Below are 26,353 nucleotides of genomic sequence, written 5' to 3'. Positions count from 1 at the left end.
TCGTCGTAGTCTTACTGTGTGAGTGCCCTCTCCGGCTTCCTGTCCGCCCTGCCCCCGCAGATGCGGGATCCGGTGCTGTTCGCCATTCCGTTCTTCTTGTTGCTGTTGACCCTCGAATGGACCGCGGCCCGCAAACTGGAACACCTCGCGACCGACACCGGCGACACCGCACGGCCCGCGTCGGGGGCGCACCACACCCGCGACTCGCTGACCAGCATCTCGATGGGGCTGGTTTCGGTTGCCACCACCGCGGGCTGGAAAACCCTGGCCCTGCTCGGCTATGCCGCAATCTATGCCTACGTCGCGCCGTGGCACCTCTCGCCGACCCATTGGTACACCTGGGTGATCGCGATCCTCGGCGTCGACCTGCTGTACTACGCCTATCACCGGATCGCTCACCGGGTGCGGTTGATCTGGGCGACACACCAGGCCCACCACTCCAGCGAGTACTACAACTTCGCCACCGCGCTGCGCCAGAAATGGAACAACAGCGGCGAGATCTTGATGTGGATTCCGTTGCCGCTGTTAGGAATTCCACCGTGGATGGTGTTCTTCAGTTTCTCGGTGAACTTGATCTACCAGTTCTGGATCCACACCGAGCGGATCGACAAGCTGCCACGGCCGCTGGAGTTCGTCTTCAACACGCCGTCGCACCACCGGGTGCACCACGGAATGGACAAGGTGTACCTCGACAAAAACTACGGCGGCATCTTCATCATCTGGGACCGCCTCTTCGGTACCTTCCAGCCCGAGCTGTTCCGGCCGCACTACGGCCTGACGAAGCAGGTGGACACCTTCAACATCTGGAAGCTGCAGACCCGCGAATACGTCGCGATCGCCCGCGATTGGCGATCGGCAACCCGACTGAGGGACCGGTTGGGCTATGTATTCGGCCCGCCCGGCTGGGCGCCGCGCGCAGCCGGTCAAACCGGCGCCGCGGCGTCGCTCGTGACCTCTCTGTAACATCCGCGCGGCCCGGCGCGAAAAGCTCAACGTGGGGGGCGGTTACGCCGTAACCTCGACCTCCCGTCGGTATCCGCCCGATGGATCGGAGTTCATGGTGCATCGCCTGGCAAGGTGCGCATTCGCCGCGTCGGTTGCCGCCGCAGCGCTCGGCTCCTCGCTGCCGGCCGCGCCGGCAAGAGCCGACGTCGTGGTGTATCCGGGCATGGAGATACGCCAGGACAACCGCGTCTGCACGTTGGGATACGTCGACCCCAGCCTGAAAATCGCGTTCACCGCGGGACACTGCCGGGGCGGGGGCGGCGTGGTCACGGATCGGGGCGGTACCGTCATCGGCCGGCTGGCGGCCTTCCGGGACAACACCCCCAGCGGGACAACGGTGTCCACGAGCCAGGCGATCAGCGACTACGAAGCGATCGTGCTGGACAACGACGTCACGGCGAACAACGTCCTGCCGAGCGGTCGTCCACTGGTCTCGGGCTCTTCCCCGGCGCTTACGCCCGGCCAGCCGGTCTGTCATTTCGGCGTGATCACCGGGGAAACCTGCGGGACGGTGCAGAGCGTGAACAACGGCTGGTTCACCATGACCAACGGCGTGCAGAGCCACAACGGGGACTCTGGTGGGCCGGTGTATCTGGCGCCCAGCGGCGGCCCGGGACAGCTCGTAGGAATCTTCAACAGTGTCTGGGGGGACTTTCCGGCGGCCGTGTCGTGGCGGGCCACGTCGGAGGAGGCTCGCCAAGACCTCGGGGCGCGGGACAACGCCCGGTAGGTGCTCGATCGGTTCCCGTCAGCCCGCCTTGGTCAGCGCAAACACCGGAATCGTGGGCGCCGCGGCGCGGAACTGCTCGTCGGTGCTGTCCGGCGTGAGCCCCCCGACGTAGTCCTTGACCTGCCAGTACCACCGGGCCAGGTAACGCCTCAGCAGGTCGGGTTTGGCCGCGTCGCCGACCTCGCTGGCCCGCACGCGTTGCCGGTGCCAGCGTGAACCCATCTCGACGACGGCCGCCGCCCGGACATTGCGCGCCCACTGGGTGTTGCCGCGCGGCGAGACCAGGTAGTCCACGCCGTCGACCGTCAGAAGATTGACCACGACCGCGCGCTGCTTACCGGTTTTGCGGCCACGGACCCGCAGCGCTCGGGTCCCGGCGATGCTGATCCCCGCATCGGCAAGCCAGCGGATCACCACGTTGGCCGCCCGGGCGGCCCGGTTCGGCTCTTCATAGCGCGTGGACATCGTGCATCCTCTCGGCGAATCTCGTCGGAAACTCTGAGAGCGGTGCTCTCAATTTCGATCAGGCTGCCACAACCCCGTTCGGAAAGCAAGAGCAGTGTTCTCGGTTGTGTCAGACTGGCCTCGTGGGTAAACGCCAGGAGTCACGGGAGCAGATCGAGGCGCGAATCATCGAACTCGGTCGCCGCCAACTGGTGGACCGCGGCGCGGCCGGGTTGTCGGTGCGCGCGATAGCCCGCGACCTGGGCATGGTGTCCTCGGCGGTGTACCGGTACGTGTCCAGCCGCGACGAGCTGCTGACCTTGCTGTTGGTCGACGCCTATTCCGACCTGGCCGACACCGTGGAGCGCGCCCGCGAAACCGTGGGAGAACTGTGGAGCGACGACGTCATCGCCATTGCGCGGGCGACCCGGGCATGGGCCGTCGCACACCCGGCGTGCTGGGCCCTGCTGTACGGCAGCCCGGTCCCCGGGTATCACGCGCCGCCGGAGCGCACCGTCGCGGTCGGCACCCGGGTGGTCGCGGCCCTGTTTGACGCCGTCGCGGCCGGAATTGCCACCGGGGACATCCGGCTGACCAATGATCTTGCCCCGCAACCGATGTCATCCGACTTCGAACGGATACGGCACGAATTCGGATTCCCCGGCGATGATCAGGTGCTTGCCAAGTGCTTTTTGCTGTGGGCCGGGGTGCTGGGCGCCATCAGCCTCGAAGTGTTCGGGCAATACGGCGCCGACACGCTCACCGACTCGGCAGCGCTCTTCGACATCCAGCTGCGGCTGCTGGTGGACGTGCTGAGCCAACATTGATGTCCGGGGGCCACCGCAAACAGGTGGAATTAGAACGTGTTCACAAGACGATTTCCGGCGCGGACGGGCGCGGCATGGCAAAGTCATTCAGGCCCTTTCTGGCGGCCGGACGACTGGACTATTCTGCGAGACGATGAGCCTCCCCGTTGAATCACCGACGCAGATCGCGTGGGTTACCGCCGACCTGGATGCCACCGAAACAGCCCTCACCGGCCTGTTAGGCGTGCGGAAGTGGGTGCGCATACCCGAGGTGCACTTTGCTCCGGACTCCTGCAGCTACCAGGGCAAGCCCGCCGATTTCGTCGCCAGCATCTCCCTGAGCTACCTCGGCGACATGCAGTTGGAGCTGATCCAACCGGTGCGCGGCGAGAACATCTATAGTGACTTTTTGTCCGATTGCGGGGCGGGTTTGCACCACGTCTGCATGGAGGCCGAAAGCCCCGAGCAGTTCGAGGCGGCGTTGGTCGAGGCTGCTGAGCGAGGCACCGCGGTTGTGCAGCAAGGCGTGATGCCCGGGGGAATCCAATTCGCCTATGTCTCGGCGCCGCAGGCGGGAGTGGCGTTTGTGGAGTTCGCGTACGTCACGCCCGAAATGAGGGCGTTTTACGACTACATCAAACAGGAGCAGCGCTGAGCCGCGCCAGCGGCCATGCAGAGCGCGGCGATGAGAAGGAGTGGCGCCAATGAGCACGGAGATACCGGCAACCATCAGTGCGAACGACGTGACGTCGTGGTCCGACGAGGTCGACGTGTTGGTGATCGGATTCGGCATCGCCGGCGGCTGCGCCGCGGTCAGTGCGGCGGCCGGTGGGGCGCGGGTGCTGGTGTTCGAACGTGCGGCCGCGGCCGGCGGCACCACTTCGCTTGCCGGAGGCCACTTTTACCTCGGCGGCGGGACCGCGGTGCAGCAGGCGACCGGTCAGGACGACTCCGCCGAGGAGATGTACAAGTACCTCGTCGAGGTCTCGCGTGAGCCCGAACTCGACAAGATCCGCGCCTACTGCGACGGCAGTGTCGAGCATTTCAATTGGCTGGAAGACCTGGGCTTTCAGTTCGAGCGCAGCTACTACCCGGGCAAAGTCGTCGTCCCGCCGGGCACCGAGGGCCTCAGCTACACGGGCAATGAAAAGGTGTGGCCCTTCTGTGAACGGGCCAAGCCGGCGCCGCGCGGGCATTCCGTGCCGGTGCCCGGGGAGTTGGGTGGTGCGTCCATGGTCATCGATCTGTTGGTCAAACGCGCCGACGCGCTGGGCGTGCAGATCCGCTACGAGACAGGGGCAACCAACCTCATCCTGGACGCCGACGGCGCCGTGGTCGGTGTCGCGTGGAAGCATTTCGCCGAAACCGGCGCCGTCAAGGCCAAAGCCGTCATCATCGCGGCGGGCGGTTTCGCGATGAATGCGGAGATGGTTGCCGAGCACACTCCCGCTTTGGGCCAGCCGCGGCGCACCAAGCATCACGGCCTGGCCGCGCCCTACATCCTGGGCAACCCCAACGACGACGGGCTGGCCATCCGGATGGGTGTCTCGGCGGGCGGGGCCACCAAGCACATGGACGAGTTGTTCATCACCGCGGCGGCCTATCCGCCGGAGGTCCTGCTGACCGGCGTCATCGTCAACAAGGAGGGCAAGCGCTTCGTCGCCGAGGACTCCTACCACTCGCGCACCTCGGCTTTCGTGCTCGAGCAGCCCGAGCAGACCGCATACCTGGTCGTCGACGAAGCACACACCCAGATGCCCGCCATGCCGCTGATCCGCTTCCTCGATGGTTACGACACGATCGCGGAAATGGAAGCCGCGCTTGGTATCCCGGCGGGCAACCTCGCGGCTACGCTGGACCGCTACAACGAGCTCGCCGCCGCCGGTGCGGATCCCGATTTCCACAAGCAGCCGGAATTCCTTGCGCCGCAAGATAATGGTCCGTGGGCGGTGTTCGATCTGTCGCTCGGCCGGGCGATGTACTCGGGATTCACGATTGGCGGCCTGGCGGTGACGGTTGATGGCGAGGTGCAACGGGCCGACGGCACTGTGGTGCCCGGCTTGTACGCCGCCGGCGCGTGCGCATCCAACCTCGCCCAGGACGGTAAGGGTTACGCCAGCGGGACACAGCTCGGTGAAGGTTCGTTCTTCGGGCGCCGCGCCGGAGCGCACGCGGCGCGGCGGGCCGGGGGCGTGCAGGCGCGCTAAGACCCCGCGCCGGAGCGCACGCGGCGCGGCGGCGTTAAGGGCGGGGCGTGCAGGCGCTAGACCTGCGCGGGCTCCTTTTCGACACGGCCCAGCTGCCACGCGCCGCCGCCGAGCAGGTGGAGCTGCTGCTCGTGGTGCTGTTCGACGGCGGGCCGATGGCTCACGCTGACCATGACACACTCCGGCAGCTCCGCCCGCATCAACTGGTACAGCGCGAATTCCAGGCCAACGTCCAACGCGGAGGTGGCCTCGTCGAGGAAGACCGCTCGCGGTTTGGTGAGCAGGACGCGTGCAAACGCGACGCGCTGCTGCTCGCCGGGGGAAAGCACCTTGGCCCAATCCCGGTCTTCGTCCAGCCGGGTGATGAGCGGCGCCAGAGCCACCTTGGTGAGCACATCGCGCAGCCGGTCATCGGAGATGTCGTCCGGCGAATTGGGGTAGCACACCACGGTGCGCAGAGTCCCGAGCGGCACATACGGCAACTGCGACAAGAACATCGTCGCGTTGTCGCCGTCCGGGCGGCAGAGTGTCCCCGAGGCGTACGGCCACAATTCGGCCAGACTGCGCAGCAGCGTCGTCTTGCCGGCTCCCGAGCGTCCAGTGATCACCAGGGTGTCACCCAGGTCGAGCTGGATATCCAGTGAGTCGACCAGCTGGTCGCCCCCCGGCGTGCGCACTTCGATGCCCCGTAGCTCAACCGCGCTCTCTTCGCTGGGTTTAACGAGAATGGTTGGCAGCGCGCGACCCTGCTCGTTGGCGTCCACCAATCCGTGCAACCGGATGATCGCGGCCCTGAACGAAGCGAAGGCGTCGTAGTTGTTACGGAAGAAGGACAGCGAGTCCTGGATGTTGCCGAACGCGGTCGCGCTCTGACCGACGTCGCCGAAGTCGATCCGGCCCGCGAACAGCCGCGGGGCCTGAATCACCCACGGCAGCGGCACGATGGCCTGCGACACCGTCCAGTTCCATCCGTTGAAGATGATGGTCCTGCGAACGAACTTGCGGTAGTTGTCGATGATCGGGGTGAACCGCCGCCACAGCTGCGCGCGCTCGACCCGTTCGCCGCGGTAGAAGCCCACCGCCTCCGCGGCGTCGCGCAACCGCACCAGGGCATAACGGAACGCGGCGTTGAGTTTTTCGTTGTTGAAGCTCAGCTGAATCAGGGGATGCCCCAGCCAAACCGCGACCACCGTGGCGACCACGACATAGACCAGAACGGTCCAGAACATCGCCCGCGGCACCGTCACGCCCACAATGTTGAGGTTCCCGGACAGGTTCCACAGAATCGCGGCGAACGAAATCACCGAGGCGACGGCGTTGACGGCCCCGAACAGCAACGTGCCGCCCGTCCCGTTGGACGGGACGTTCGGGGTTCCGCCCGCGTTGGCGGTGAAGATGTCGACGTCCTGCTGGATGCGCTGGTCGGGGTTGTCGATCGTGTTGTCGATGAACAGGTCCCGGTAATAGGCGCGGCCGCCCAGCCAGTCGTCGGTGAGGTGGGCGGTCAGCCAGATGCGCCAGGCGATGATGAATCGCTGCGTCAGGTAGATGTCCACCATGAACCGGAACACATACAAGATCGCCAGGATGCTGAAGATCGCGATCGACATCCAAAAGCCGTGGATGCCGGACTGTTTGACGACGTCGTCGCCGGCTGCGACGCCCTGCACCGCTTTCTGCACCGAGGTGTACAGGTCGTTGCCCTGGTAGCTGAGCAACACCACCAACCGCACCGACAACAGCACCGACAGCAGCAACACGCCGAGCATCAGCCACACGCGGACGCTGTGTGCCCCGGCGAAATAGCCGCGAGTGATCCGCCAGAATTGCCGGCCCCAGGGCGTGAGGTAGCGGAACGCGAGCAGCACCCCGAACAGACAGACGGCGCTGATCACCCACGCTACGGCGACCCATCGCAACGAATCCAAGGGTGCCGCCGACCAGTTGATCGATGGTTTGAACGGCTTGGGACCCATGGTCGACGTCTCCTTACGGTCGAGGTGATCGGACTCTCCTCACCTTCAAATCCTTCGGCGAAGGTACCCGACGGATCTGGCTAGGCTGCGGTGATGACTACCGACGCCACCCCCGCACCGACATTGCATGCCGGTCGTCTCGTCGCGCGGCGCCTGCGGGCCGGCGGGGTCGACACCGTCTTCACACTGTCCGGCGGGCACCTGTTCTCCATCTACGACGGCTGCCGCGACGAGGGTATCCGGCTGATCGACACCCGCCACGAACAGACCGCGACCTTCGCCGCCGAGGGCTGGTCGAAGGTGACCAGGACGCCGGGCGTGGCGGCGCTGACCGCGGGGCCGGGCATCACCAACGGGATGAGCGCGATGGCGGCGGCGCAGCAGAACCAATCACCCCTGGTGGTGCTGGGTGGCCGGGCGCCGGCGCAGCGCTGGGGCATGGGCTCGCTGCAGGAGATCGACCATGTGCCGTTTGTGGCGCCGCTGGCCCGCTTCGCCGCCACCGCGCAGTCGGCGAACGACGCCGGCCGGCTCGTCGATGAGGCATTGCGGGCCGCGGTCGGTGCGCCGTCGGGCGTGGGTTTCGTCGACTTCCCGATGGACCACGTGTTCTCCATGTCGGACGACCCCGATGTGTCAGGGCGCCCCGGGGCTCTCACCGACCCGGCGCCGGGCCACGGTGCCGACGGTGTGGATGACCAGGCGCTGACCCGTGCCACCGGCCTGCTGTCCGCGGCGAAGCGCCCGGTGATCATGGCGGGCACCAACGTGTGGTGGGGACACGGGGAAGCGGCCCTGCTGCGTCTCGCCGAGGAACGTCAAATCCCGGTGCTGATGAACGGGATGGCCCGCGGCGCAGTCCCGGCCGACCATGCGTTGGCGTTCTCCCGGGTTCGCGGAAAAGCCTTGGGGGAGGCCGACGTTGCGCTGATCGTCGGTGTGCCCATGGATTTCCGGCTCGGCTTCGGCGCGGTGTTCGGGCAGCAGACCCAGCTCGTGGTAGTCGACCGTGTCCGACCCGAGCGCCCCCATCCGCGGCCGGTGCAGGCCGAGCTTTACGGCGAGCTGCCGACGATTCTCGCGGCGCTGGCCACCGCGGGTGGCGCCGAGCACCGAGGGTGGATCGAGGATCTCCGCACGGCCGAGACCGCGGCGCGTGCCAAGGAGAAGGCCGAACTCGCCGACGACCGCGTCCCGCTGCACCCCATGCGGGTGTACGCGGAGCTGGCGCCCATGCTGGACCGCGACGCCATCGTCGTCATCGACGCCGGCGATTTCGGGTCCTACGCCGGCCGGGTGATCGACAGCTACCTGCCGGGCTGCTGGCTGGACAGCGGCCCGTTCGGCTGCCTGGGTTCGGGACCCGGCTACGCCCTGGCCGCCAAGCTGGCCCGGCCGGAGCGTCAGGTGGTCCTGCTGCAGGGTGACGGCGCGTTCGGCTTCAGCGGTATGGAATGGGACACCCTGGTCCGGCACAACGTGCAAGTCGTGTCCGTGATCGGCAACAACGGGATCTGGGCGCTCGAAAAACACCCCATGGAGGCGTTGTACGGCTATTCCGTGGTGGCCGAGCTGCGACCGGGGACCCGCTACGACGAGGTGGCGCGCGCCCTGGGCGCCCACGGCGAGCTGGTCGCCGCACCGGGCGAGCTGCGGCCCGCCCTGGAACGGGCCTTCGCCAGCGGCCTGCCCGCCGTCGTCAATGTGCTCACCGACCCCGACGTCGCGTATCCACGCCGCTCCAACCTCGGTTGAGCCACACCCCGGCGAGAGTGCGCAGGCTCGGCGTGTCGCGGGCAAACACGCACGCTCGCAGTGGTTGAGGGCCCACCGCGTACCGTTGACCTGTGCCTAAGACCACCCGCGCTCAACCCGGCCGGCTGAGCAGCCGCTTTTGGAAGCTGCTCGGTGCCAGCACCGAAAAGGACCGCAGCCGTTCGCTCACCCAGGTCACCGACTCGTCGGAATACGACGACGAGGCGGCCGGTCTGACCGACGAGCAGCTGCGCAAAGCGGCCGGGCTGCTCAACCTCGAGGACCTCGCGGAATCGGAGGACATCCCGCAATTCCTCGCCATCGCCCGGGAGGCGGGCGAAAGATCGACGGCCCTGCGTCCATTCGATGTGCAGCTGCTCGGGGCCCTGCGCATGCTGGCCGGCGACGTGATCGAGATGGCCACCGGTGAGGGCAAGACCCTGGCCGGCGCGATCGCGGCGGCCGGGTACGCGCTCGCCGGGCGGCACGTGCACGTGGTGACGATCAACGACTACCTGGCCCGTCGTGACGCGGGGTGGATGGGTCCGCTGATCGAGGCCATGGGGCTGACGGTCGGCTGGATCACCGCCGAGTCGTCCAGCACCGAGCGCAAGGCCGCCTACGGCTGCGACGTCACCTACGCATCGGTCAACGAGATCGGCTTCGACGTGCTGCGCGATCAGCTGGTGACCGACGTCGACGACCTGGTGTCACCCAACCCCGACGTGGCGCTCATCGATGAGGCCGACTCGGTGCTGGTGGACGAGGCGCTGGTGCCGCTGGTGCTGGCGGGGACCACCCATCGGGAGACGCCGCGGCTCGAAATCATCAAGCTGGTCGGTGAATTGAACGCCGAAGCCGATTTCGACACGGATTCCGACAGCCGCAACGTCCACCTGACCGAGGCCGGCGCGCGCAAGGTCGAAAAGGCGCTCGGCGGCATCGATCTGTACTCCGAGGAGCACGTCGGCACCACGCTGACCGAGGTCAACGTCGCCCTGCACGCGCACGTGCTACTGCAGCGCGACGTGCACTACATCGTCCGCGACGACGCGGTGCACCTGATCAACGCCTCGCGGGGGCGCATCGCGCAACTGCAGCGCTGGCCCGACGGGCTACAGGCCGCCGTCGAGGCCAAGGAGGGTATCGAGACCACCGAAACCGGCGAGGTGCTCGACACCATCACCGTGCAGGCGCTGATCAACCGTTATGCCACCGTGTGCGGCATGACCGGCACCGCGCTGGCCGCCGGTGAGCAGCTGCGCCAGTTCTACAAGCTCGGTGTGTCGCCAATTCCACCGAATAAGCCCAACATTCGTGAAGACGAGTCCGACCGGGTCTACATCACCGGTGCCGCCAAGAACGACGCGATCGTCGCGCACATCGCCGACGTGCACGAGACGGGTCAGCCGGTGCTGGTCGGCACCCGCGATGTGGCCGAATCCGAGGACCTGCACGAACGGCTGTTGCGCCGCGCCGTGCCCGCGGTGGTGCTCAACGCGAAAAACGACGCCGAGGAGGCCCAGGTGATTGCCGAGGCGGGCAAGTTCGGCGTGGTCACCGTGTCGACACAGATGGCCGGGCGCGGCACCGACATCCGGCTCGGCGGCTCCGACGAAGCCGACCACGACCGCGTCGCCGAGCTGGGCGGGCTGCACGTCGTGGGCACCGGCCGCCACCACACCGAACGGCTGGACAACCAGCTGCGGGGCCGCGCCGGGCGCCAAGGCGACCCGGGGTCGTCGGTGTTCTTCTCCAGCTGGGACGACGACGTCGTGGCGGCGAACCTCGACCACAACAAACTCCCGATGGAAACCGACGACGACGGCCGAATCGTCAGCCCCAAGGCGGCCGGGCTGCTCGACCATGCCCAGCGGGTCGCCGAGGGCCGCATGCTGGACGTGCACGCGAACACCTGGCGCTACAACCAGTTGATCGCCCAGCAGCGCGCCATCATCGTGGATCGACGTAATACGTTGCTGCGCACCGTAACCGCGCGCGAGGAACTCGCCGAACTGGCGCCGAAGCGCTACGAGGAGCTGGCCGGGGAGATCTCCGAGGAACGCCTCGAGACGATCTGCCGGCAGATCATGCTCTATCACCTGGACCGCGGCTGGGCCGACCACCTGGCGTATCTGGCCGACATCCGCGAGAGCATCCACTTGCGGGCGCTGGGCCGGCAGAATCCACTGGACGAGTTTCACCGGTTGGCGGTCGACGCGTTCGCGTCGCTGGCCGCGGACGCGATCGAGGCGGCCCAGCAGACCTTCGAAACCGCGAACGTCGTCGACGAGGAGCCGGGACTGGATCTGTCCAAGCTGGCGCGGCCCACGTCGACGTGGACGTACATGGTCAACGACAACCCGCTGTCGGATGACACGCTGTCCACCCTGAGCCTGCCCGGGATATTCCGCTAGGTTCTCCGCTTCGACTCAGCGCACGAATGTGCGTCCAGCCGCACACTGGTGTCCGAGTGTGCGTCCAGCTTCACATTGGGCGTTGGTCGCTCCGTGCTGCGGACCGCACCGTCACCGGGCGTACCCGATGGCCCGCCTCCTCAACGGTCCGTGCTGCGGACCGCATCGTCACCGGGCTAAGGTCACGGCTCATGGAGCCGGTGCTTCCGCCCAACCGGGTGCTGACGGTCCCCAACGCGCTCAGCGCTGTCCGCCTGGCGCTCATTCCGGTGTTCGTCTACGCCTTGCTGGTCGCGCACGCCCCGGGGTGGGCGGTCGCGATCCTGATGTTCAGCGGCGCATCGGACTGGGCCGACGGCAAGATCGCCCGGACGCTCAATCAGTCCTCGCGGCTGGGTGTGCTGCTCGATCCCGCCGTCGACCGCCTCTACATGGCAGCCGTTCCCATCGCGTTGGCGTTCAGCGGCATCGTCCCGTGGTGGTTCGTCGTCATCCTGCTCGCCCGGGATGGCCTGTTGGCCGCGACGTTGCCGCTGCTGTGGAGCCGCGGACTCTCGGCGCTGCCAGTGACCTACATCGGCAAGGCGGCGACGTTCGCCCTGATGTCCGGCTTTCCGCTGGTGCTGCTGGGAACGTGGGAAGCGTTGTGGAGCCGGGTGGTGGGCGCCTGCGGGTGGGCCTTCCTGATCTGGGGTATGTACGCCTATCTGTGGGCGTTCGCGCAGTATGCGGTTCAGATGACTCTGGTCCTGCGTCGCATGCCCAAGGTCGATCGCGCATCCCGCCCGTCGGCCGTGACGAAAGTGGCTGACCATGGCTGACGCGGACCGCATGCTCGGCGGCTATGACCCGAACGCCGGTCAGAGCGCGCACGTGGCGGCGCGGCCACAACGGATTCCGGTGCCCTCACTGCTGCGCGCGCTGCTGTCCGAGCACCTGGATCCCGGCTACGCCGCGGCGGCGGCCAAACGCGGTCCGGCCGAGGGACCGCGGCGCGGACGCCAACGCGCGTTCGGTTGGCTCTGGCAGGCGCTGGCGGCGCTGCTCATCGCCACGGTCTTCGCCGCCGCGGTCGCGCAGGCCCGCTCGGTTGCCCCCGGGGTGCGCGACGCGCAGCAACTGTTGTTGGGCAACGTGCGGTCGGCGGAACGCTCCGCGACCAAGTTGGCCCAACGGCGCAACGGGCTCTCGACACAAGTCGACGACGTGCAGCGACACGCGTTGGCCGAAGACGCCGAGGGACAGCGGCTGCTGAAGCGCCTCGACGCGCTCGGCCTGGCCGCGGCCAGCACGGCGATCATCGGCCCCGGTCTGAAGATGACCGTGACCGATCCGGGTGCCAGCCCGAATCTCTCCGACGTGTCCAAACAACGGGTCAGCGGCAGTAGGCAGATCATCCTGGACCGCGACCTGCAGCTGGTGGTCAACTCGTTGTGGGCCAGCGGCGCCGAGGCTGTCTCGGTCGGCGGCGTGCGGATCGGGCCCAACGTGACCATCCGGCAAGCCGGCGGCGCGATCCTGGTTGACAACAATCCGACCAGCAGTCCGTACACGATCCTTGCGATCGGGCCACCGCGTTCGATGCGCGATGTCTTCGACAACAGCCCGGGGTTGCAGCGCCTGAGGCTGCTGGAGGTCTCCTACGGCGTGGTGGTTACGGTGGATGTCGCCGACGGTCTTTCGCTGCCTGCCGGATCGATCCGGGATGTCAAGTTCGCCAAGCAGATTGGGCCACAGTGAGAAAAGTCCCGAACACTCAGGGTCGCCTGTGCGAGACGGGAAACCACGCATGATCGGTATCGCAGCGCTGGCGATCGGTATCGTGCTGGGCCTGGTTTTTCACCCCGCGGTGCCCGAAGTCGTCCAGCCCTATTTGCCGATCGCGGTGGTCGCGGCCCTCGATGCCGTGTTCGGCGGGCTCCGTGCGTATCTGGAACGGATCTTCGACCCCAAGGTCTTCGTGATTTCGTTCGTGTTCAACGTCTTCGTGGCCGCCCTGATCGTCTACGTCGGCGACCAACTTGGCGTGGGCACCCAGTTGTCCACGGCCATCATCGTCGTGCTGGGTATCCGGATCTTCGGCAATGCCGCGGCATTGCGCCGTCGGCTCTTCGGGGCGTAGTCACGCGCCGGCGACGATGCAGAGCGAAGCGATGAGGAGGAGTGGCGTCATGACCGCGCCGGCGACGATGCAGAGCGAAACGATGAGGAGCAGCGGCGCCATGACCGCGCCGGCGACGATGCAGAGCGAAACGATGAGGAGCAGCGGCGCCATGACCGCGCCGGCGACGATGCAGAGCGAAGCGATGAGGAGGAGTGGCGCCATGACCCAGTTGAGGTCAACGTGAGCCAGGATCCAGCAGATCGCACCGCCGGCCAAAGTGGTGACGGGCCAGCCCGGTCGGCTCACCCCGACGCCGATACGACGTCGGATCAGGGTGCGCCGCACGGGCGCCACGAACTGCCCGGGAAACATCCCCGGCCCGAGATCGGGCCGGTCCGCCGAACCGGCTTGTCCGGGATGCTGCGCGGTGGTCGTTCCCGGCTGGGTTTCGGGACGCTGGCCGTCCTGTTGTGTCTGCTTCTCGGCATCGCCATCGTCACGCAGGTCCGCCAGACCGAATCGGGCGATTCGCTGGACACGGCCCGCCCCGCCGACCTGTTGGTGTTGCTGGATTCGTTGCGGCAGCGCGAAGGCACGCTCCGCAGCGAGGTGAACGAGCTGGAGAACACGCTGAATTCGTTACAGGCGTCCGGCAACAACGACCAGGCCGCCATCCAGTCCGCCCAGTCCAGGCTGGCGGCGCTGTCCATCCTGGTCGGCGCGGTGGGCGCGACCGGGCCCGGCGTCACCGTCACGATCGAGGACCCGGGGCCGGGGGTTTCCCCCGAGGCGATGCTCGACGTGATCAACGAGTTGCGTGCGGCCGGGGCCGAGGCGATCGAAGTCAACGATGCACACCAGTCCGTGCGGGTGGGCGTCGACACCTGGGTCGCGGGTATGCCCGGGTCGCTGACCATCGACTCCAAAACGCTGTCGCCCGCGTATTCGATTCTGGCGATTGGAGATCCGCCCACCCTGGCCGCGGCCATGAACATTCCCGGGGGCGCACAGGACACGGTCAAGCGCGTCGGTGCGCGAATGTCGGTCCAGCAGGGTGATCGGGTGGACGTGACCACCTTGCGGCAACCAAAACCGCACCAATACGCTCAGCCCGTCAAGTGAGCAACTTCCGAACAGACAGGATCACTCGTGAGCGATATCCCGCCCGATCTGCACTACACCGCCGAACATGAATGGGTTCGTCGAAGTGGTGATGACACCGTGCGGGTGGGCATCACCGACTTTGCGCAGTCGGCGTTGGGCGATGTCGTTTTCGTTCAGCTGCCCGACGTGGGTGCCGAGCTGACCGCGGGTGAATCCTTCGGCGAAGTCGAATCCACGAAATCGGTGTCGGACTTGTATGCCCCGCTGTCGGGCAAAGTCTCGGCCGTCAACACCGATCTGGAAGGCAGCCCGCAATTGGTGAACTCCGATCCCTATGGAGCCGGCTGGTTGCTGGATGTGCAGGTATCCGATGTCGCCGCAGTGGAGTCCGCCATTTCTTCGCTGCTCGACGCGGAGGCCTACCGCGGAACGCTGACCGAATGACGGTTGCTAATGTCCCTGCAGCCCCGCGCGGGCGGGCGAGCGGTGCAGCCGGCATACGGGGAATCGAAGTTTCGGATCGTCAGGTGGTGGACGCATTGCAGGCGGGTGCGCGGTACCGTCGACACATCTACCTTTTGAAGACCGGCATACCGGGCAAGACGACCCGGTGCGGAAGCCGGCCGGGCGGCCCGGACAGACAACGCCACAGCGGCCAGTGAGGAGCAGCGCGTGACGGACATGGACTCAGGAAGTCAGCAAGACCAGAATTCGGACGAGGTCACGGTAGAGACGACTTCTGTCTTCCGTGCCGACTTCCTCAACGAGCTGGACGCACCCGCACAGGCGGGGACGGAGAGCGCGGTATCCGGGGTCGAAGGACTCCCGGCGGGGTCGGCGTTGCTGGTCGTCAAACGGGGCCCCAATGCGGGATCGCGGTTCTTGCTCGACCAGCCCACCACGTCGGCCGGCCGGCACCCCGACAGCGACATCTTCCTCGACGACGTGACCGTCAGTCGCCGGCACGCCGAATTCAGGTTGGAAAACAACGAATTCAGCGTGGTCGACGTTGGTAGTCTCAACGGCACTTACGTCAACCGCGAGCCCGTGGATTCCGCGGTGCTCGCCAACGGTGACGAAGTGCAGATCGGCAAGTTCCGCTTGGTGTTTCTGACCGGACCCAAGCAGGGTGAGGATGGAGGATCGTCGGGCTAGTGAGCGCACCCGATAGCTCGGCACTGGCCGGGATGTCGATCGGGGCGGTCCTGGAACTGTTGAGGCCGGACTTCCCCGATGTCACCATCTCCAAGATTCGCTTCTTGGAGGCCGAAGGGCTGGTGACGCCGCAGCGGGCCGCGTCGGGCTATCGAAGGTTCACCGCGTACGACTGCGCGCGCTTGCGCTTCATCCTTACCGCGCAGCGCGATCACTACTTGCCGCTGAAGGTCATCCGGGCGCAGCTGGACGCCCAGCCCGACGGTGAGCTACCGCCCTTCAAGACGTCCTATGCCGTGCCGCGCCTGGTGTCGGTGGCCGGGACCGGGGACGTCGATGACGGCGCGGATGCCGGCTTCGATACCTCGACGGTGGCCCCCACGCACGTCCGGTTGAGCCGTGAAGACCTACTGGAGCGCGCGGGCGTGGGTGAGGAGCTGCTGACCGCGTTGCTCAAAGCCGGAGTTATCACGACCGGCCCCGCCGGTTTCTTCGACGAGCACGCCGTCGTCATCCTGCAATGCGCGCAGGCGCTGTCGGATTACGGCGTCGAGCCGCGGCATCTGCGCGCATTCCGATCGGCGGCCGACCGGCAGTCGGACCTGATCGCCCAAATCGCCGGGCCGGTAGTCAAAGCCGGCAAAGCCGGCGCCCGCGATCGCGCCGACGACTTGGCGCGTGAAGTTGCGGCGCTGGCCATCACGTTGCACACGTCGTTGATCAAATCCGCCGTTCGCGACGTTCTGGATCGCTGAGGACTAGACTTCGGTCGACAACTTGGTTTCGGCGGTAGGGCGGATATTTGGCCTCGCCGTCGCTCCGAATACCACTCCAACCGGCGGCCACGAATGCGGAGGGCAGACACAAATGGGAGAGGTTCGTGTTGTCGGCATTCGCGTAGAGCAGCCGCAAAACCAGCCGGTGTTACTGCTGCGCGAGACCGACGGTGACCGTTACCTGCCAATCTGGATCGGCCAGTCGGAGGCTGCCGCCATCGCCCTCGAGCAGCAAGGCGTTGAGCCGCCTCGCCCGTTGACGCACGATTTGATCAGGGATGTCATTGCCGCGCTTGGGCATTCGCTGAAAGAGGTGCGGATCGTCGATCTGCAGGAAGGGACTTTCTACGCCGACCTGGTGTTCGATCGCAACATCACCGTGTCGGCGCGTCCCTCGGATTCGGTGGCGATAGCACTGCGCGTTGGTGTTCCCATCTATGTCGAGGAGCCCGTGCTGGCCCAGGCCGGGCTGCTGATCCCCGACGAAACCGACGAAGAGGGTGGCACCGCCGTCCGCGAGGACGAGGTGGAGAAGTTCAAAGAATTTCTCGACAGCGTGTCTCCCGACGATTTCAAGGCCACTTGAGCGCGTTGACGATGCAGCTTGCGGAGCGCGGGGTGCGCAGAGGAGGCGGGCGATCCGGCCCTGCCGCCTACCACCAGCGTTTAGGAAGGACGGGTGTCGCTGGACTAGCCTGGGTGAGGACATCACGGATGCATCTCAACTAGCGACGGGATGTCGACACGCTGGCGGATAGCTCGCCCAGTTGGCCCCGTTGCGGCCATACTTTGATCACGACTTCAGGCGCGGCGGCTATCGGAAAGCGTAAGCTCACTAGCACTCGGGCCTGAGCAGACGTGGCTGCGGTGCAGCCAGACACGCAGCTAACGACGAGAGCGCGATCGCGGAGAGGAACCACCGTGAGCGAGCAGCCACGCCAAGAGCAGCTCAACCTGACTGAGCAGGGAAACGCACCGAGCAGTGACCGCAGCGTCACCGCGGCCAGCGCACCCGTACAGCCCGGACTTTTTCCGGACGACTCCGTGCCCGACGAACTCGTCGGCTACCGCGGACCGAGTGCCTGCCAGATCGCCGGCATCACCTACCGGCAACTGGACTACTGGGCACGCACCTCGCTGGTGGTCCCGTCGATCCGCAGCGCGGCGGGCTCCGGAAGCCAGCGGCTCTACTCGTTCAAGGACATCCTGGTTCTCAAGATCGTCAAGCGGTTGCTCGACACCGGCATCTCCTTGCACAACATCCGCGTCGCGGTCGACCACCTGCGCCAGCGCGGTGTTCAGGATCTGGCCAACATCACCCTGTTCTCCGACGGCACTACCGTTTACGAGTGCACGTCCGCCGAAGAGGTAGTGGACTTGCTGCAGGGTGGGCAGGGCGTATTCGGCATCGCCGTGTCCGGCGCCATGCGCGAGCTGACCGGCGTCATCGCGGACTTCCCGGGCGAGCGGGCCGACGGCGGCGAGTCGATCGCCGAGCCGGAAGACGAGCTGGCGTCCCGGCGCAAGCACCGCGACCGCAAGATCGGCTGACGGTTTCGGCGCGAGGGTGCGCTCAATGCCGCGCCGCACGGCGGGTCGGCGTATCGACACGCACGCTCGCGGCGGATTCGCACACGCGTCCGAGTAAACTGGGCCGCGCATCGTATTCGAGCGGGAGAGTTCCGTGGCTGCCAGTCACGGACGCCGAAGGAGCAACACCTCTCCGTCAACCTCTCAGGCACCCGGACCGCGCGAAACAATGATGCCTCTGGAAAGCGGTGTCTACCCCTGGAGTTTCCAGCGGTCGACACCCGCCGATGGGGAAAGGCGTTCAGGACAAGCATCCGGCGCCGAATCTCTCAGGCGCCCGGCGAATGGGTGAAGACAGAGGGAGAGGGCCGTTCGTCCTCTGCCTTGGTCTGTCGTTGTCCGCCTACTCAGGAGTTTCCAGTGCCCGATCAATCCACGTTCGCAGCTCGGCACATCGGCCCGGACAGCCAGGCCGTCGCGGCCATGCTCGCCGTCATCGGTGTCGACTCCCTGGACGAGCTGGCGTCCAAGGCGGTTCCGGCGGGCATCCTGGACAGGCCCACCGACGGCGGCGCCGCGCCGGGCCTGGACCGGCTGCCGGCGCCCGCCAGTGAAACCGAGGCGCTGACCGAGCTGCGGGCGTTGGCCGCGGCCAACACGGTGGCCGTGTCCATGATCGGTCAGGGCTACTACGACACGCTCACGCCCCCGGTGTTGCTGCGCAACATCTTGGAGAACCCGGCCTGGTACACCGCATACACGCCTTATCAGCCGGAGATCAGCCAGGGCCGGCTGGAGGCGCTGCTGAATTTTCAGACGATGGTGGCCGACCTCACCGGGCTCGAGGTCGCCAACGCCTCCATGCTCGACGAGGGCACCGCGGCCGCCGAGGCCATGACGTTGATGCACCGCGCGGCCCGCGCCAAGACCAACCGGCTGGCCGTAGACGCCGACGTCTTCGCCCAGACCGCGGCCATCGTCGCGACCCGGGCCAAGCCGCTGGGCATCGAGATCGTCACGGCGGACCTGCGCGAAGGGCTGCCGGACGGAGAGTTCTTCGGCGTCATCACGCAGCTGCCCGGGGCCAGCGGGCGGGTCAGCGACTGGGCGGCGCTGGTCCAGCAGGCGCACGACCGTGGCGCGCTGATCGCCATCGGCGCCGACCTGCTCGCCATGACACTGATCACGCCCCCCGGCGAGATCGGCGCCGACGTCGCCTTCGGCAGCACCCAAAGATTCGGTGTGCCAATGGGATTCGGCGGCCCGCACGCGGGCTACCTGGCGGTGCACGCCAACCACGCCCGTCAGCTGCCGGGCCGGCTGGTGGGCGTGTCGCTGGACGCCGACGGCTCGCCGGCCTACCGGCTCGCGCTGCAGACCCGCGAGCAACACATCCGCCGCGACAAGGCGACCAGCAACATCTGCACCGCGCAGGTGCTGCTGGCGGTGATGGCCGCGATGTACGCCAGCTACCACGGCGCCGAGGGGCTGACCGCGATCGCGCGCCGCGTCCACGCTCACGCCGAGGCGATCGCCGGGGGGCTCGGCTCGGCGGCCGACACAGCGTTGGTGCACGAGAAGTACTTCGACACCGTGCTGGCGCGGGTACCGGGGCGTGCCGACGAGGTGCTCGCCGCGGCGAAAGCCAACGGCATCAACCTGTGGCGCGTCGACGACGATCACGTGTCGGTGGCCTGCGACGAGGCCACCACCGACGAGCACGTCACCGCGGTGCTCGAGGCCTTCGGGGCCCGGGCCGCCACGCCGACCGGCGCGGACATCGCGACCCGCACATCGGAGTTCCTGACCCATCCCGCCTTCACCCAGTACCGCACCGAGACGGCGATGATGCGCTACCTGCGCACGTTGGCGGACAAAGATATCGCGTTGGACCGCAGCATGATTCCGCTCGGCTCGTGCACCATGAAGCTCAACGCCGCCGCCGAGATGGAACCGATCACCTGGCCGGAATTCGCCCGTCAGCACCCGTTCGCGCCGGCATCCGACACCCCGGGCCTGCGGCGCCTGATCGCCGACCTGGAGACCTGGTTGGTGCGGATCACCGGTTACGACGCCGTCTCGCTGCAACCCAACGCCGGGTCGCAAGGCGAGTACGCCGGCCTGTTGGCCATCCACGACTACCACGCCAGCCGCGGCGAACCGCACCGCGATATCTGCCTCATTCCGTCGAGCGCGCACGGCACCAACGCGGCGTCGGCCGCCCTGGCCGGGATGCGGGTGGTCGTGGTGGCCTGCCACGAGAACGGCGACGTGGACCTCGACGACTTGCGCGCCAAGGTCGGCGAACACGGTGACCGGCTGTCGGCGCTGATGATCACCTATCCGTCGACACACGGCGTCTACGAGCACGACATCGTCGAGATCTGCGCGGCCACCCACGACGCGGGGGGCCAGGTGTACGTGGACGGCGCGAACCTCAACGCGCTGGTCGGCCTCGCGCGGCCGGGAAAGTTCGGGGGTGACGTCAGCCACCTGAACCTGCACAAGACGTTCTGCATTCCGCACGGGGGCGGTGGGCCGGGGGTGGGGCCGGTGGCGGTGCGTTCGCATCTGGCGCCGTTCCTGCCCGGGCATCCGTATGCCCCCGAGCTGCCCCAGGGGCATCCGGTGTCGGCGGCGCCGTACGGGTCCGCCTCGATCCTGCCCATCAGCTGGGCCTACATCCGGATGATGGGGGCCGAAGGCTTGCGCGCGGCATCGCTGACCGCGATCACCTCGGCCAACTACATCGCCCGCCGCCTCGACGAGTACTTCCCGGTGCTCTATACGGGTGAGAACGGCATGGTGGCTCACGAGTGCATCCTGGACCTGCGGGGCATCACCAAGTCCACCGGAGTGACCGTCGACGATGTCGCAAAACGTTTGGCGGACTATGGCTTTCACGCGCCCACCATGAGTTTCCCGGTGGCCGGCACGCTGATGGTGGAGCCCACCGAGAGCGAGAGCCTGACCGAAATCGACGCCTTCTGCGACGCCATGATCGCCATCCGCGGCGAGATCGACCGGGTGGGCGCGGGGGAGTGGCCGGTTGACGACAACCCGCTGCGGGGCGCCCCGCACACGGCCGAGTGCCTGGTGATGGGTGACTGGGACCACCCGTACACCCGGGAAGAGGCCGCCTATCCGCTGGGCAAGGACTTCCGGCCCAAGGTGTGGCCGCCGGTGCGTCGCATCGACGGCGCCTACGGCGACCGCAATCTGGTCTGCTCGTGCCCGCCGGTGCAGGCGTTCGCCTGACGATCGGGTCGGTGCGGGATCATCCGGGTGTGGGCGCCGGGGCCTGCAACGCCAGCGGCACCAGGTACCGGCGGGCGAAGTGGCGGGCCTCGTTCAGGTTGTAGATCGGGATGACGGACTCGGGCGTCTTGATCAGCGAGATGATCAGCCGCCCGATCATCTCGCCGACGACCTCGGTGTCAAGGTCGGCTGCCAGTTCGCCGCGCTCCTGCCAGTGGCGCAGCCAGGTCGCGATGTAGCTACGGGTGATGGCGATCAGATTCGCGTCGGTCAGGTAGGCGGACAGTTCCCCGGCGGCGGGCGATTCGCGGATGCTTCGGGTCAAGAGCTTGGGGGCGGAGGCCTCGTGAACGAACGCGGCGAAGACTTCGGCGATCCCCTCTTCCGGGGTTTCCGCGCGGCCAGCGACCTCGGAGATCAGCGTGGTCAACCGCAGTGATTCGTCCATGATGGTCAGCCGCACCAGGTTTCGCTTGTGCCGGAAACGGCGGTAGACGGTGGCGACGCCGACACCGGCGGTGTCGGCGATGTCTTGCATGGTGGTGTTGGAGAATCCGCGCTCGGTGAAGCAGGTGCGTGCCGCGGTGACGATCGCGCGGGCGGTCGGATCGAGGGTGGCCAGGCCGTCGGGCAGCAGGCCGATCAGCATCGCGGGGTCTGCCATCTGCCCTCCAGCCGAGTGGGGTATCACGTCGTATCGCGTCGCGGGCGCTTCAGCGTCGTGCCGAATCAGCTCCGGCTTGGCGCCGCGAACGAATCCAACAACACCGAACGGTAGCGGTTGCGGAGCCGCTCGTATTGGTAGCGGTTGTACGCCAGGGGCTCCAGCGTGAGCCGGCGCGGCAACCATCGCCAACCCATCTGCAAAGCGGCGACGTAGACGGCGAACTCGACCTGCTCGCGAGTGCCCCACCGCACCCCGAGCAGCCGGCGCATGGTGGGGTGGGCGACGGCGGCCGAACACACCACCACCGGACGTGACGCCAGCGTGGTCATCACCGGCCAGGCCAATCGCAGCACGGGCCGAATCTGGCGGGAAACCAACAACTTCGGGATCGGCGGGGCGACGAAGCTGCGGTTGGCGAATTGCAGAAATTCGTTGTCGGCCAAGTCGTTTGTCGCCACGGCGTCGTAGTGCCGAAGCATGTCGTGCAGGGTCGCCGGTAGTTTCCCCTGCTTGCTGGGCAGTTCGAGAAATTGCAGTTCCGAGCGCAGCGTCTGATAGACAACCTCCTTTTCGGCGGGCGTGAGGCGACGCCCGCACACCCGCAGGTAACCCTGATACAAGAGGTTGAGGCCGCTCACGGCCACCCAGGTCCACACCTCGGGGTTCAGCGCGCTGTAGCGGGTGTCGCTGAACGAGTCCTTTCCCATGCCGCGCACGTCGCGGTGCAGTCGTTTGAGGTCGGCCCGCGACGCCTGCACGTCCGAACTGTCGCCGAACGCCGCCAGGGCCGTGAACGCGGCGCTGCGGATCCCTCGGTCGGTGAAGTTGTCGGCGAACCGACCGCTGCGATCCACCGCGGCCGCGATTTCCCGGTGCGCGACCTGGTCGAGGGCCAGACGGCCGAACGCCGCGGCCAAGGGCGACCCCGCGAACCACCTGACGTCGTCGGCCAATGCCCGATGCGCGGAATTCAATTCCGGTTCGGCGGGTACCGTCGTCGCTGCGGAATCGTTGCCGCGTCGTCCCATTCGGCTTGTCGTCGTCATCGCGCTCCTCCTTGTGCGTGTCGTTACGTCGTCACACGACGGTTGCCCCGATTCGGTAACGCAAACGCATGTCCCACACCACCGCCTGCACGCCCAGGCGCGTCAAGAACCGCGGCGTGAACAGGTCCAACACCCCGAAGACACGCTGCCAGCGGTCGAATCGGCGTTGCTGCTCTCCCGACCAACCGAACCCGAGCTTTGCGCGCAGCTGCGGCGGCAGGTAGCCCAGCGTCATGAAGAGATTCCATCCGCCGAACAGTGCAGAAACGGGGGCGGGCAGAAAATTCAGCCGCGCGATTCCGATCAGATAGCTGCGCATGCGTTCGTCGAAGTCGAGTCGATCGAGTTGCTCCCGCCAGTACCGGTCAGCGGCTTCCCGGTCGGCAGGCCACATTTCGGGCGGCACCTGCAACATGGTGGCGAACACCGACGCGGCCCGGTGCACGGTTTCGGGGTCCTGTCGGGATCGGCCACCCCGCAGCCTGCGGGTGTCCTCGAAGACCGCGGCCATGCAGGAGGCCACCCAGAGTTGTAACGCGGGGTCGAATGCGTTGTAGCGCACCGGGCTTTGCGGGCCGGAGCGCACCTGTGTGTGTGCGGCGTTGACCGCATCCCGATACACCCGGCGATCCTGCGCGTTGCCGGCGATGGCCACCGCGATGTAGGTGAAGGTGGTGCGGGCCCGTTTGAAGGGATGCTTGTACAGATTTCCGCTGTCGACCTTGCTCTCCATCACGCCATAGGCGACCCCCGAATTCGCGAGCTGCATCACGACATTCGCCGCGCCATAGGCGGGGGACAACCAGGGCGATATCTCCTCGGCCAGAAACGACGTGTCGGCCGAATCTGTGTGCGCCCGCCGGGCGCGCCGATCGGGGCGGACCGATGCGTCCTCCGGATCCGTGGGCAACGGTTGGGCCATGACGCGCCTTCCTGGGTGGGCTGAGAGCTCAACGAGATTCGGGGAGAAGCCGGGTGCGGGCCCACCCGTCCCTCGCGAACTCCGCGTGATGGGTCCGGCGCCGCCAGGGGACCGAATCGGGACCGATCGAGCGCCACGCCGGCGCCGCGGCGGCGTCCAGTGGTGCAGAGGGCATCTTTTCCATGGCCAACACTGATAGAAATGATGATGAGTTCTATCAGTCAGTCTGACATAGCCGATCGTCTTTTGATAGACAGCACACGAAATTTCTCCGCCGCAGACCCGCCATCCAGGCATCGGATCGCAGCCGAACAGTGAGTTTGCGCGCACCGGGCCGGCACTTGGGGCGTCTGGTGGCCGGCCGGCCCGTTAGCTCAAGAAGGCGTTGATCGCCGTCGCGAGATCGGGGGATGCCGACGTCGCAAGGCTCTGATAGCTGCCGCCACTGAGCTGGGCGACCGCTTCCCACGTCGATCGGTCCGGATCGGCACCGATATTGATGACGTTCACCGCGATCGGCTTGGCCGGGTCCGCACTCTTGCGGATGAAGTCCTGTAGCCCCGGTCCGTCCAAGCTTTGGTCCGTGTGCGGTCCGGCGGTGATCACCAGAAGCGAATTGGTTTGGCCCGCACGGTAGTTGGCCTGCATATCTTGATAGATCATTCGCAGCGTGGTGAACGACACGGCACCACCGCCCGACGAGTACTGCTTGTCCAGCGCGGCCGACAGTGCCGCCGAGCGCGGCTGGCCGTTGACAGCGTCGGCCAGCGGCCCGCTTGCCACCTCGGAGCGACCCTCGTGACCATCGAAGGTCCACAGGCCGACGACAGCGGTGGGGGGCAGCGCCTTGATCCTGTCCTGAAGCGCCCCAATCACGTTCGCCAGCCGGGACTTTGCGCCTTCCTGGCCGGGCATCGACTGGTCAAGCATGATGGTGGTGGCCTGTCCGCTCGACGGGGCGGCCATGGCCTCGGCAAGTGTGGCGCGCATCGGGTCGTCGCCCACCGACAGCGTGGACGGGAGCGCCGGGAACGTGGTCACCGGGCTGCTGGGCGTCGTGACACCGTTGACCCGGAAGCCCGCCTTCGCCAGCCTGGCCAGCTGGTCGGGCTTGCGCATGAAACGGGAGAACTCACTGGCCGCCGTCGCCTGTTCCCGGGTCAGCCACGAACCGCTGAGCAGCACGGTGGGGTAGTCGGCCACCGGCGCAGGCCCGGGCGGAAGCCAGGAAGCCAAGGCGCTCTTGGCGTCCGGCAGCGATTGGCCGCGCTGGAACAGCTGCTGCTCGGTGGTGACCACCGCGTGCACCGGTGCGGTCGCCGGGTCACCGGGCTTCAGCAGCGTGTTCATTGCCTCGGTCAGCGAGTTGTCGGCCAGTTTGGGTTGCCCGCTCAACAGGGCGTGCACCGCGCCGGTGCCCTGCGTCACCGGGGCGCGGGGCGGTACCGACGCGGCCGCCACCGCCTCGCCGGCGAGAAACGATGCGTCCCCGTTGCCGTTCATCGGCAGCGCCAATCGCAGCGACCCCCACGCGGGCAAATTCAAGCCGGCCAACGCATTCGGGTTGGTTTGCAGCCCCGGCAGTGCCGCCCAGTTCTGGTTGGAAAGGGCCGCTGCCAGTTCGGGGCGCACACCAAGCAGCACCGGTGAGCTGACCAACGAATGACTCTCGCTGATCGTTTTCTGAGCCGTGGCGCCCGCCAGGCGTGCGGCGGAAATCGAGCTGCCCGGAATCCATAGGGCCGGCTGGCCGCCCAGTTCGGCGGGCCACTTGCCGATGAAACCATTGAGCACGGCGTCCGAGCCGGCCGGCTTGACGCTGACCACCATGCAGCGATCGCCGATCGGGCCGGCCGATTTGTTGTAGCTTTCCGCGAATTCCTGCACGGAATTGGCGATCGACGGATCGGCCACGACGGCGACGGTCTCTTGGCCGCCCACGCAGCGGCCGGCCGCTTTGTGGGAACGTTTGGACAGGACGTCACCGAAGAAGCTCCACAGGATCACCGATCCCACCACCACGACGACGGCGACCAGCGCGACGATCACACCAATGCTGACGCCCCGCCGTCCGCCCTCGCTGCGATGACCACCCCGCCAATCGCCGAGCCCGCGATGACCGCCCCGGAACAGCGACGGTGGCGAGGCCGACGGCTCCGAACCCGCGGGGCCGCCCTGCCGCGGCGGAAATTCCGGGTACTCGTCGGCCGTGCTGTCTGCAAACGCGTCGCCGGCGGCGTAGGGCTCGTCATCGGAATAGGCACGTTCGTCCGAGTAGTAATCCTCGTCCGCATGGTCATCGGCGTCCGGGTAGTAATCGGCCGCCTCCTCGGCGCCGGCATCCCGCTGCTGATGTCCTGCGTCTTCACCTCGGGACGGCTCGTCGACCACGTCGTCGCGAGGCGGTTCCTCGAGGGAGTCGTCAGGGTCGGGCGCACTGTGCCTACCCAT

At 67.1% G+C, this 26,353-nt stretch carries 23 protein-coding genes, 1 pseudogene and 1 riboswitch; of the genes and pseudogenes, 18 read left to right on the top strand and 6 right to left on the bottom strand.

Features of this window, described 5'->3' with window-relative positions; all coding sequences use genetic code 11:
• Positions 1 to 18: 18 nt before the first annotated feature.
• Both EPN51_RS26175 and EPN51_RS26170 read left to right on the top strand, forming a co-directional pair.
• Positions 19 to 963: a sterol desaturase family protein gene (locus EPN51_RS26175; protein ID WP_293048711.1), complete on the top strand. Its 945-nt coding sequence runs from the start codon at positions 19 to 21 to the stop codon at positions 961 to 963.
• 94 nt (positions 964 to 1,057) lie between these two features.
• On the top strand, positions 1,058 to 1,735 hold the full coding sequence (locus tag EPN51_RS26170) for a hypothetical protein (RefSeq protein WP_293048709.1): 678 nt from the start codon (positions 1,058 to 1,060) through the stop codon (positions 1,733 to 1,735).
• An 18-nt stretch (positions 1,736 to 1,753) separates the two neighbouring features.
• Here EPN51_RS26170 and EPN51_RS26165 read toward each other — a convergent pair whose 3' ends face one another.
• Positions 1,754 to 2,200 (bottom strand): nitroreductase/quinone reductase family protein, encoded by a 447-nt coding sequence (locus EPN51_RS26165; protein ID WP_293048707.1) that lies wholly within the window; start codon positions 2,198 to 2,200, stop codon positions 1,754 to 1,756.
• A 122-nt stretch (positions 2,201 to 2,322) separates the two neighbouring features.
• Between EPN51_RS26165 and EPN51_RS26160 the strand changes: the two genes are divergently transcribed.
• The 3 genes from EPN51_RS26160 to EPN51_RS26150 all read left to right on the top strand — a co-directional run bounded on the left by EPN51_RS26160 (position 2,323) and on the right by EPN51_RS26150 (position 5,192).
• On the top strand, positions 2,323 to 3,006 hold the full coding sequence (locus EPN51_RS26160) for a TetR/AcrR family transcriptional regulator (protein ID WP_293048705.1): 684 nt from the start codon (positions 2,323 to 2,325) through the stop codon (positions 3,004 to 3,006).
• 133 nt (positions 3,007 to 3,139) lie between these two features.
• Positions 3,140 to 3,640 (top strand): VOC family protein, encoded by a 501-nt coding sequence (locus tag EPN51_RS26155; RefSeq protein ID WP_293048703.1) that lies wholly within the window; start codon positions 3,140 to 3,142, stop codon positions 3,638 to 3,640.
• A gap of 49 nt (positions 3,641 to 3,689) precedes the next feature.
• On the top strand, positions 3,690 to 5,192 hold the full coding sequence (locus tag EPN51_RS26150; protein WP_293048701.1) for an FAD-binding protein: 1,503 nt from the start codon (positions 3,690 to 3,692) through the stop codon (positions 5,190 to 5,192).
• 56 nt (positions 5,193 to 5,248) lie between these two features.
• Here the strand turns inward: EPN51_RS26150 and EPN51_RS26145 are convergent, their stop codons facing one another.
• Positions 5,249 to 7,168 (bottom strand): ABC transporter ATP-binding protein/permease, encoded by a 1,920-nt coding sequence (locus EPN51_RS26145; protein WP_293048699.1) that lies wholly within the window; start codon positions 7,166 to 7,168, stop codon positions 5,249 to 5,251.
• Positions 7,169 to 7,261: 93 nt separating this feature from the next.
• Between EPN51_RS26145 and EPN51_RS26140 the strand changes: the two genes are divergently transcribed.
• The 13 genes and pseudogenes from EPN51_RS26140 (at position 7,262) to gcvP (ending at position 21,267) form a co-directional block, all read left to right on the top strand.
• Positions 7,262 to 8,923: an acetolactate synthase gene (locus EPN51_RS26140; RefSeq protein ID WP_293048697.1), complete on the top strand. Its 1,662-nt coding sequence runs from the start codon at positions 7,262 to 7,264 to the stop codon at positions 8,921 to 8,923.
• Between the two features lie 92 nt (positions 8,924 to 9,015).
• On the top strand, positions 9,016 to 11,340 hold the full coding sequence (secA2, locus tag EPN51_RS26135; protein ID WP_293048695.1) for an accessory Sec system translocase SecA2: 2,325 nt from the start codon (positions 9,016 to 9,018) through the stop codon (positions 11,338 to 11,340).
• A 191-nt stretch (positions 11,341 to 11,531) separates the two neighbouring features.
• On the top strand, positions 11,532 to 12,161 hold the full coding sequence (locus EPN51_RS26130) for a CDP-alcohol phosphatidyltransferase family protein (RefSeq protein ID WP_293048693.1): 630 nt from the start codon (positions 11,532 to 11,534) through the stop codon (positions 12,159 to 12,161).
• Positions 12,154 to 13,080 carry a DUF881 domain-containing protein gene (locus EPN51_RS26125; protein ID WP_293048691.1) on the top strand — a complete coding sequence of 309 codons (927 nt, stop codon included), beginning with the start codon at positions 12,154 to 12,156 and terminating at the stop codon, positions 13,078 to 13,080. Before EPN51_RS26130 ends, EPN51_RS26125 begins: the two co-directional genes overlap by 8 nt.
• A 49-nt stretch (positions 13,081 to 13,129) precedes the next feature.
• Complete coding sequence (locus tag EPN51_RS26120; RefSeq protein ID WP_007170008.1) at positions 13,130 to 13,462, top strand: small basic family protein; 333 nt, start codon at positions 13,130 to 13,132, stop codon at positions 13,460 to 13,462.
• 100 nt (positions 13,463 to 13,562) lie between these two features.
• Positions 13,563 to 13,652 (top strand): annotated as a pseudogene (locus EPN51_RS26115) (sirohydrochlorin chelatase); the annotation flags it as partial.
• A gap of 149 nt (positions 13,653 to 13,801) precedes the next feature.
• Positions 13,802 to 14,566, top strand: a complete 765-nt coding sequence (locus EPN51_RS26110) for a DUF881 domain-containing protein (RefSeq protein ID WP_293048754.1) — start codon at positions 13,802 to 13,804, stop codon at positions 14,564 to 14,566.
• 27 nt (positions 14,567 to 14,593) lie between these two features.
• Positions 14,594 to 14,992 carry a glycine cleavage system protein GcvH gene (gcvH, locus tag EPN51_RS26105; RefSeq protein WP_293048669.1) on the top strand — a complete coding sequence of 133 codons (399 nt, stop codon included), beginning with the start codon at positions 14,594 to 14,596 and terminating at the stop codon, positions 14,990 to 14,992.
• A 228-nt stretch (positions 14,993 to 15,220) separates the two neighbouring features.
• Positions 15,221 to 15,703, top strand: coding sequence for a glycogen accumulation regulator GarA (gene garA / locus EPN51_RS26100; protein ID WP_008256985.1), 483 nt, complete (start codon positions 15,221 to 15,223; stop codon positions 15,701 to 15,703).
• Positions 15,703 to 16,458: a MerR family transcriptional regulator gene (locus tag EPN51_RS26095; RefSeq protein ID WP_293048640.1), complete on the top strand. Its 756-nt coding sequence runs from the start codon at positions 15,703 to 15,705 to the stop codon at positions 16,456 to 16,458. Before garA ends, EPN51_RS26095 begins: the two co-directional genes overlap by 1 nt.
• 112 nt (positions 16,459 to 16,570) lie before the next feature.
• Complete coding sequence (locus EPN51_RS26090) at positions 16,571 to 17,065, top strand: bifunctional nuclease family protein (RefSeq protein WP_008256980.1); 495 nt, start codon at positions 16,571 to 16,573, stop codon at positions 17,063 to 17,065.
• 335 nt (positions 17,066 to 17,400) lie between these two features.
• On the top strand, positions 17,401 to 18,030 hold the full coding sequence (locus EPN51_RS26085; RefSeq protein WP_293048638.1) for a MerR family transcriptional regulator: 630 nt from the start codon (positions 17,401 to 17,403) through the stop codon (positions 18,028 to 18,030).
• Between the two features lie 111 nt (positions 18,031 to 18,141).
• A riboswitch (glycine riboswitch) is annotated at positions 18,142 to 18,239 on the top strand.
• A gap of 190 nt (positions 18,240 to 18,429) precedes the next feature.
• Entirely contained in the window at positions 18,430 to 21,267 is a 2,838-nt protein-coding gene (gcvP, locus tag EPN51_RS26080; RefSeq protein WP_293048636.1) for an aminomethyl-transferring glycine dehydrogenase, read from the top strand.
• A gap of 19 nt (positions 21,268 to 21,286) precedes the next feature.
• Here gcvP and EPN51_RS26075 read toward each other — a convergent pair whose 3' ends face one another.
• The 4 genes from EPN51_RS26075 to EPN51_RS26060 form a co-directional block, all read right to left on the bottom strand.
• Entirely contained in the window at positions 21,287 to 21,931 is a 645-nt protein-coding gene (locus EPN51_RS26075; RefSeq protein WP_293048634.1) for a TetR/AcrR family transcriptional regulator, read from the bottom strand.
• A 65-nt stretch (positions 21,932 to 21,996) separates the two neighbouring features.
• Positions 21,997 to 22,980, bottom strand: a complete 984-nt coding sequence (locus tag EPN51_RS26070) for an oxygenase MpaB family protein (protein WP_293048632.1) — start codon at positions 22,978 to 22,980, stop codon at positions 21,997 to 21,999.
• 31 nt (positions 22,981 to 23,011) lie between these two features.
• Positions 23,012 to 23,902, bottom strand: coding sequence for an oxygenase MpaB family protein (locus EPN51_RS26065; RefSeq protein ID WP_293048630.1), 891 nt, complete (start codon positions 23,900 to 23,902; stop codon positions 23,012 to 23,014).
• A gap of 369 nt (positions 23,903 to 24,271) precedes the next feature.
• A complete protein-coding gene (locus tag EPN51_RS26060; RefSeq protein ID WP_293048628.1) occupies positions 24,272 to 26,353 on the bottom strand; it encodes a substrate-binding domain-containing protein in 2,082 nt (693 codons plus the stop codon).

This window comes from Mycobacterium sp. (assembly GCF_004298145.1).
In the GTDB taxonomy this organism is placed as follows: Bacteria; Actinomycetota; Actinomycetes; order Mycobacteriales; family Mycobacteriaceae; genus Mycobacterium.
This window is presented reverse-complemented; position numbering and strand designations above follow the sequence as displayed.

Coding starts and splice junctions, on each gene's coding strand:
- EPN51_RS26130 (WP_293048693.1), top strand. CDS start 11,532: ATGGAGCCGGTGCTTCCGCCCAACCGGGTGCTGACGGTCCCCAACGCG.
- EPN51_RS26065 (WP_293048630.1), bottom strand. CDS start 23,902: ATGGCCCAACCGTTGCCCACGGATCCGGAGGACGCATCGGTCCGCCCC.
- EPN51_RS26145 (WP_293048699.1), bottom strand. CDS start 7,168: ATGGGTCCCAAGCCGTTCAAACCATCGATCAACTGGTCGGCGGCACCC.
- EPN51_RS26165 (WP_293048707.1), bottom strand. CDS start 2,200: ATGTCCACGCGCTATGAAGAGCCGAACCGGGCCGCCCGGGCGGCCAAC.
- EPN51_RS26060 (WP_293048628.1), bottom strand. CDS start 26,353: ATGGGTAGGCACAGTGCGCCCGACCCTGACGACTCCCTCGAGGAACCG.
- EPN51_RS26140 (WP_293048697.1), top strand. CDS start 7,262: ATGACTACCGACGCCACCCCCGCACCGACATTGCATGCCGGTCGTCTC.
- EPN51_RS26155 (WP_293048703.1), top strand. CDS start 3,140: ATGAGCCTCCCCGTTGAATCACCGACGCAGATCGCGTGGGTTACCGCC.
- EPN51_RS26125 (WP_293048691.1), top strand. CDS start 12,154: ATGGCTGACGCGGACCGCATGCTCGGCGGCTATGACCCGAACGCCGGT.
- EPN51_RS26070 (WP_293048632.1), bottom strand. CDS start 22,980: ATGACGACGACAAGCCGAATGGGACGACGCGGCAACGATTCCGCAGCG.
- EPN51_RS26090 (WP_008256980.1), top strand. CDS start 16,571: ATGGGAGAGGTTCGTGTTGTCGGCATTCGCGTAGAGCAGCCGCAAAAC.
- EPN51_RS26150 (WP_293048701.1), top strand. CDS start 3,690: ATGAGCACGGAGATACCGGCAACCATCAGTGCGAACGACGTGACGTCG.
- EPN51_RS26075 (WP_293048634.1), bottom strand. CDS start 21,931: ATGGCAGACCCCGCGATGCTGATCGGCCTGCTGCCCGACGGCCTGGCC.
- EPN51_RS26170 (WP_293048709.1), top strand. CDS start 1,058: ATGGTGCATCGCCTGGCAAGGTGCGCATTCGCCGCGTCGGTTGCCGCC.
- EPN51_RS26120 (WP_007170008.1), top strand. CDS start 13,130: ATGATCGGTATCGCAGCGCTGGCGATCGGTATCGTGCTGGGCCTGGTT.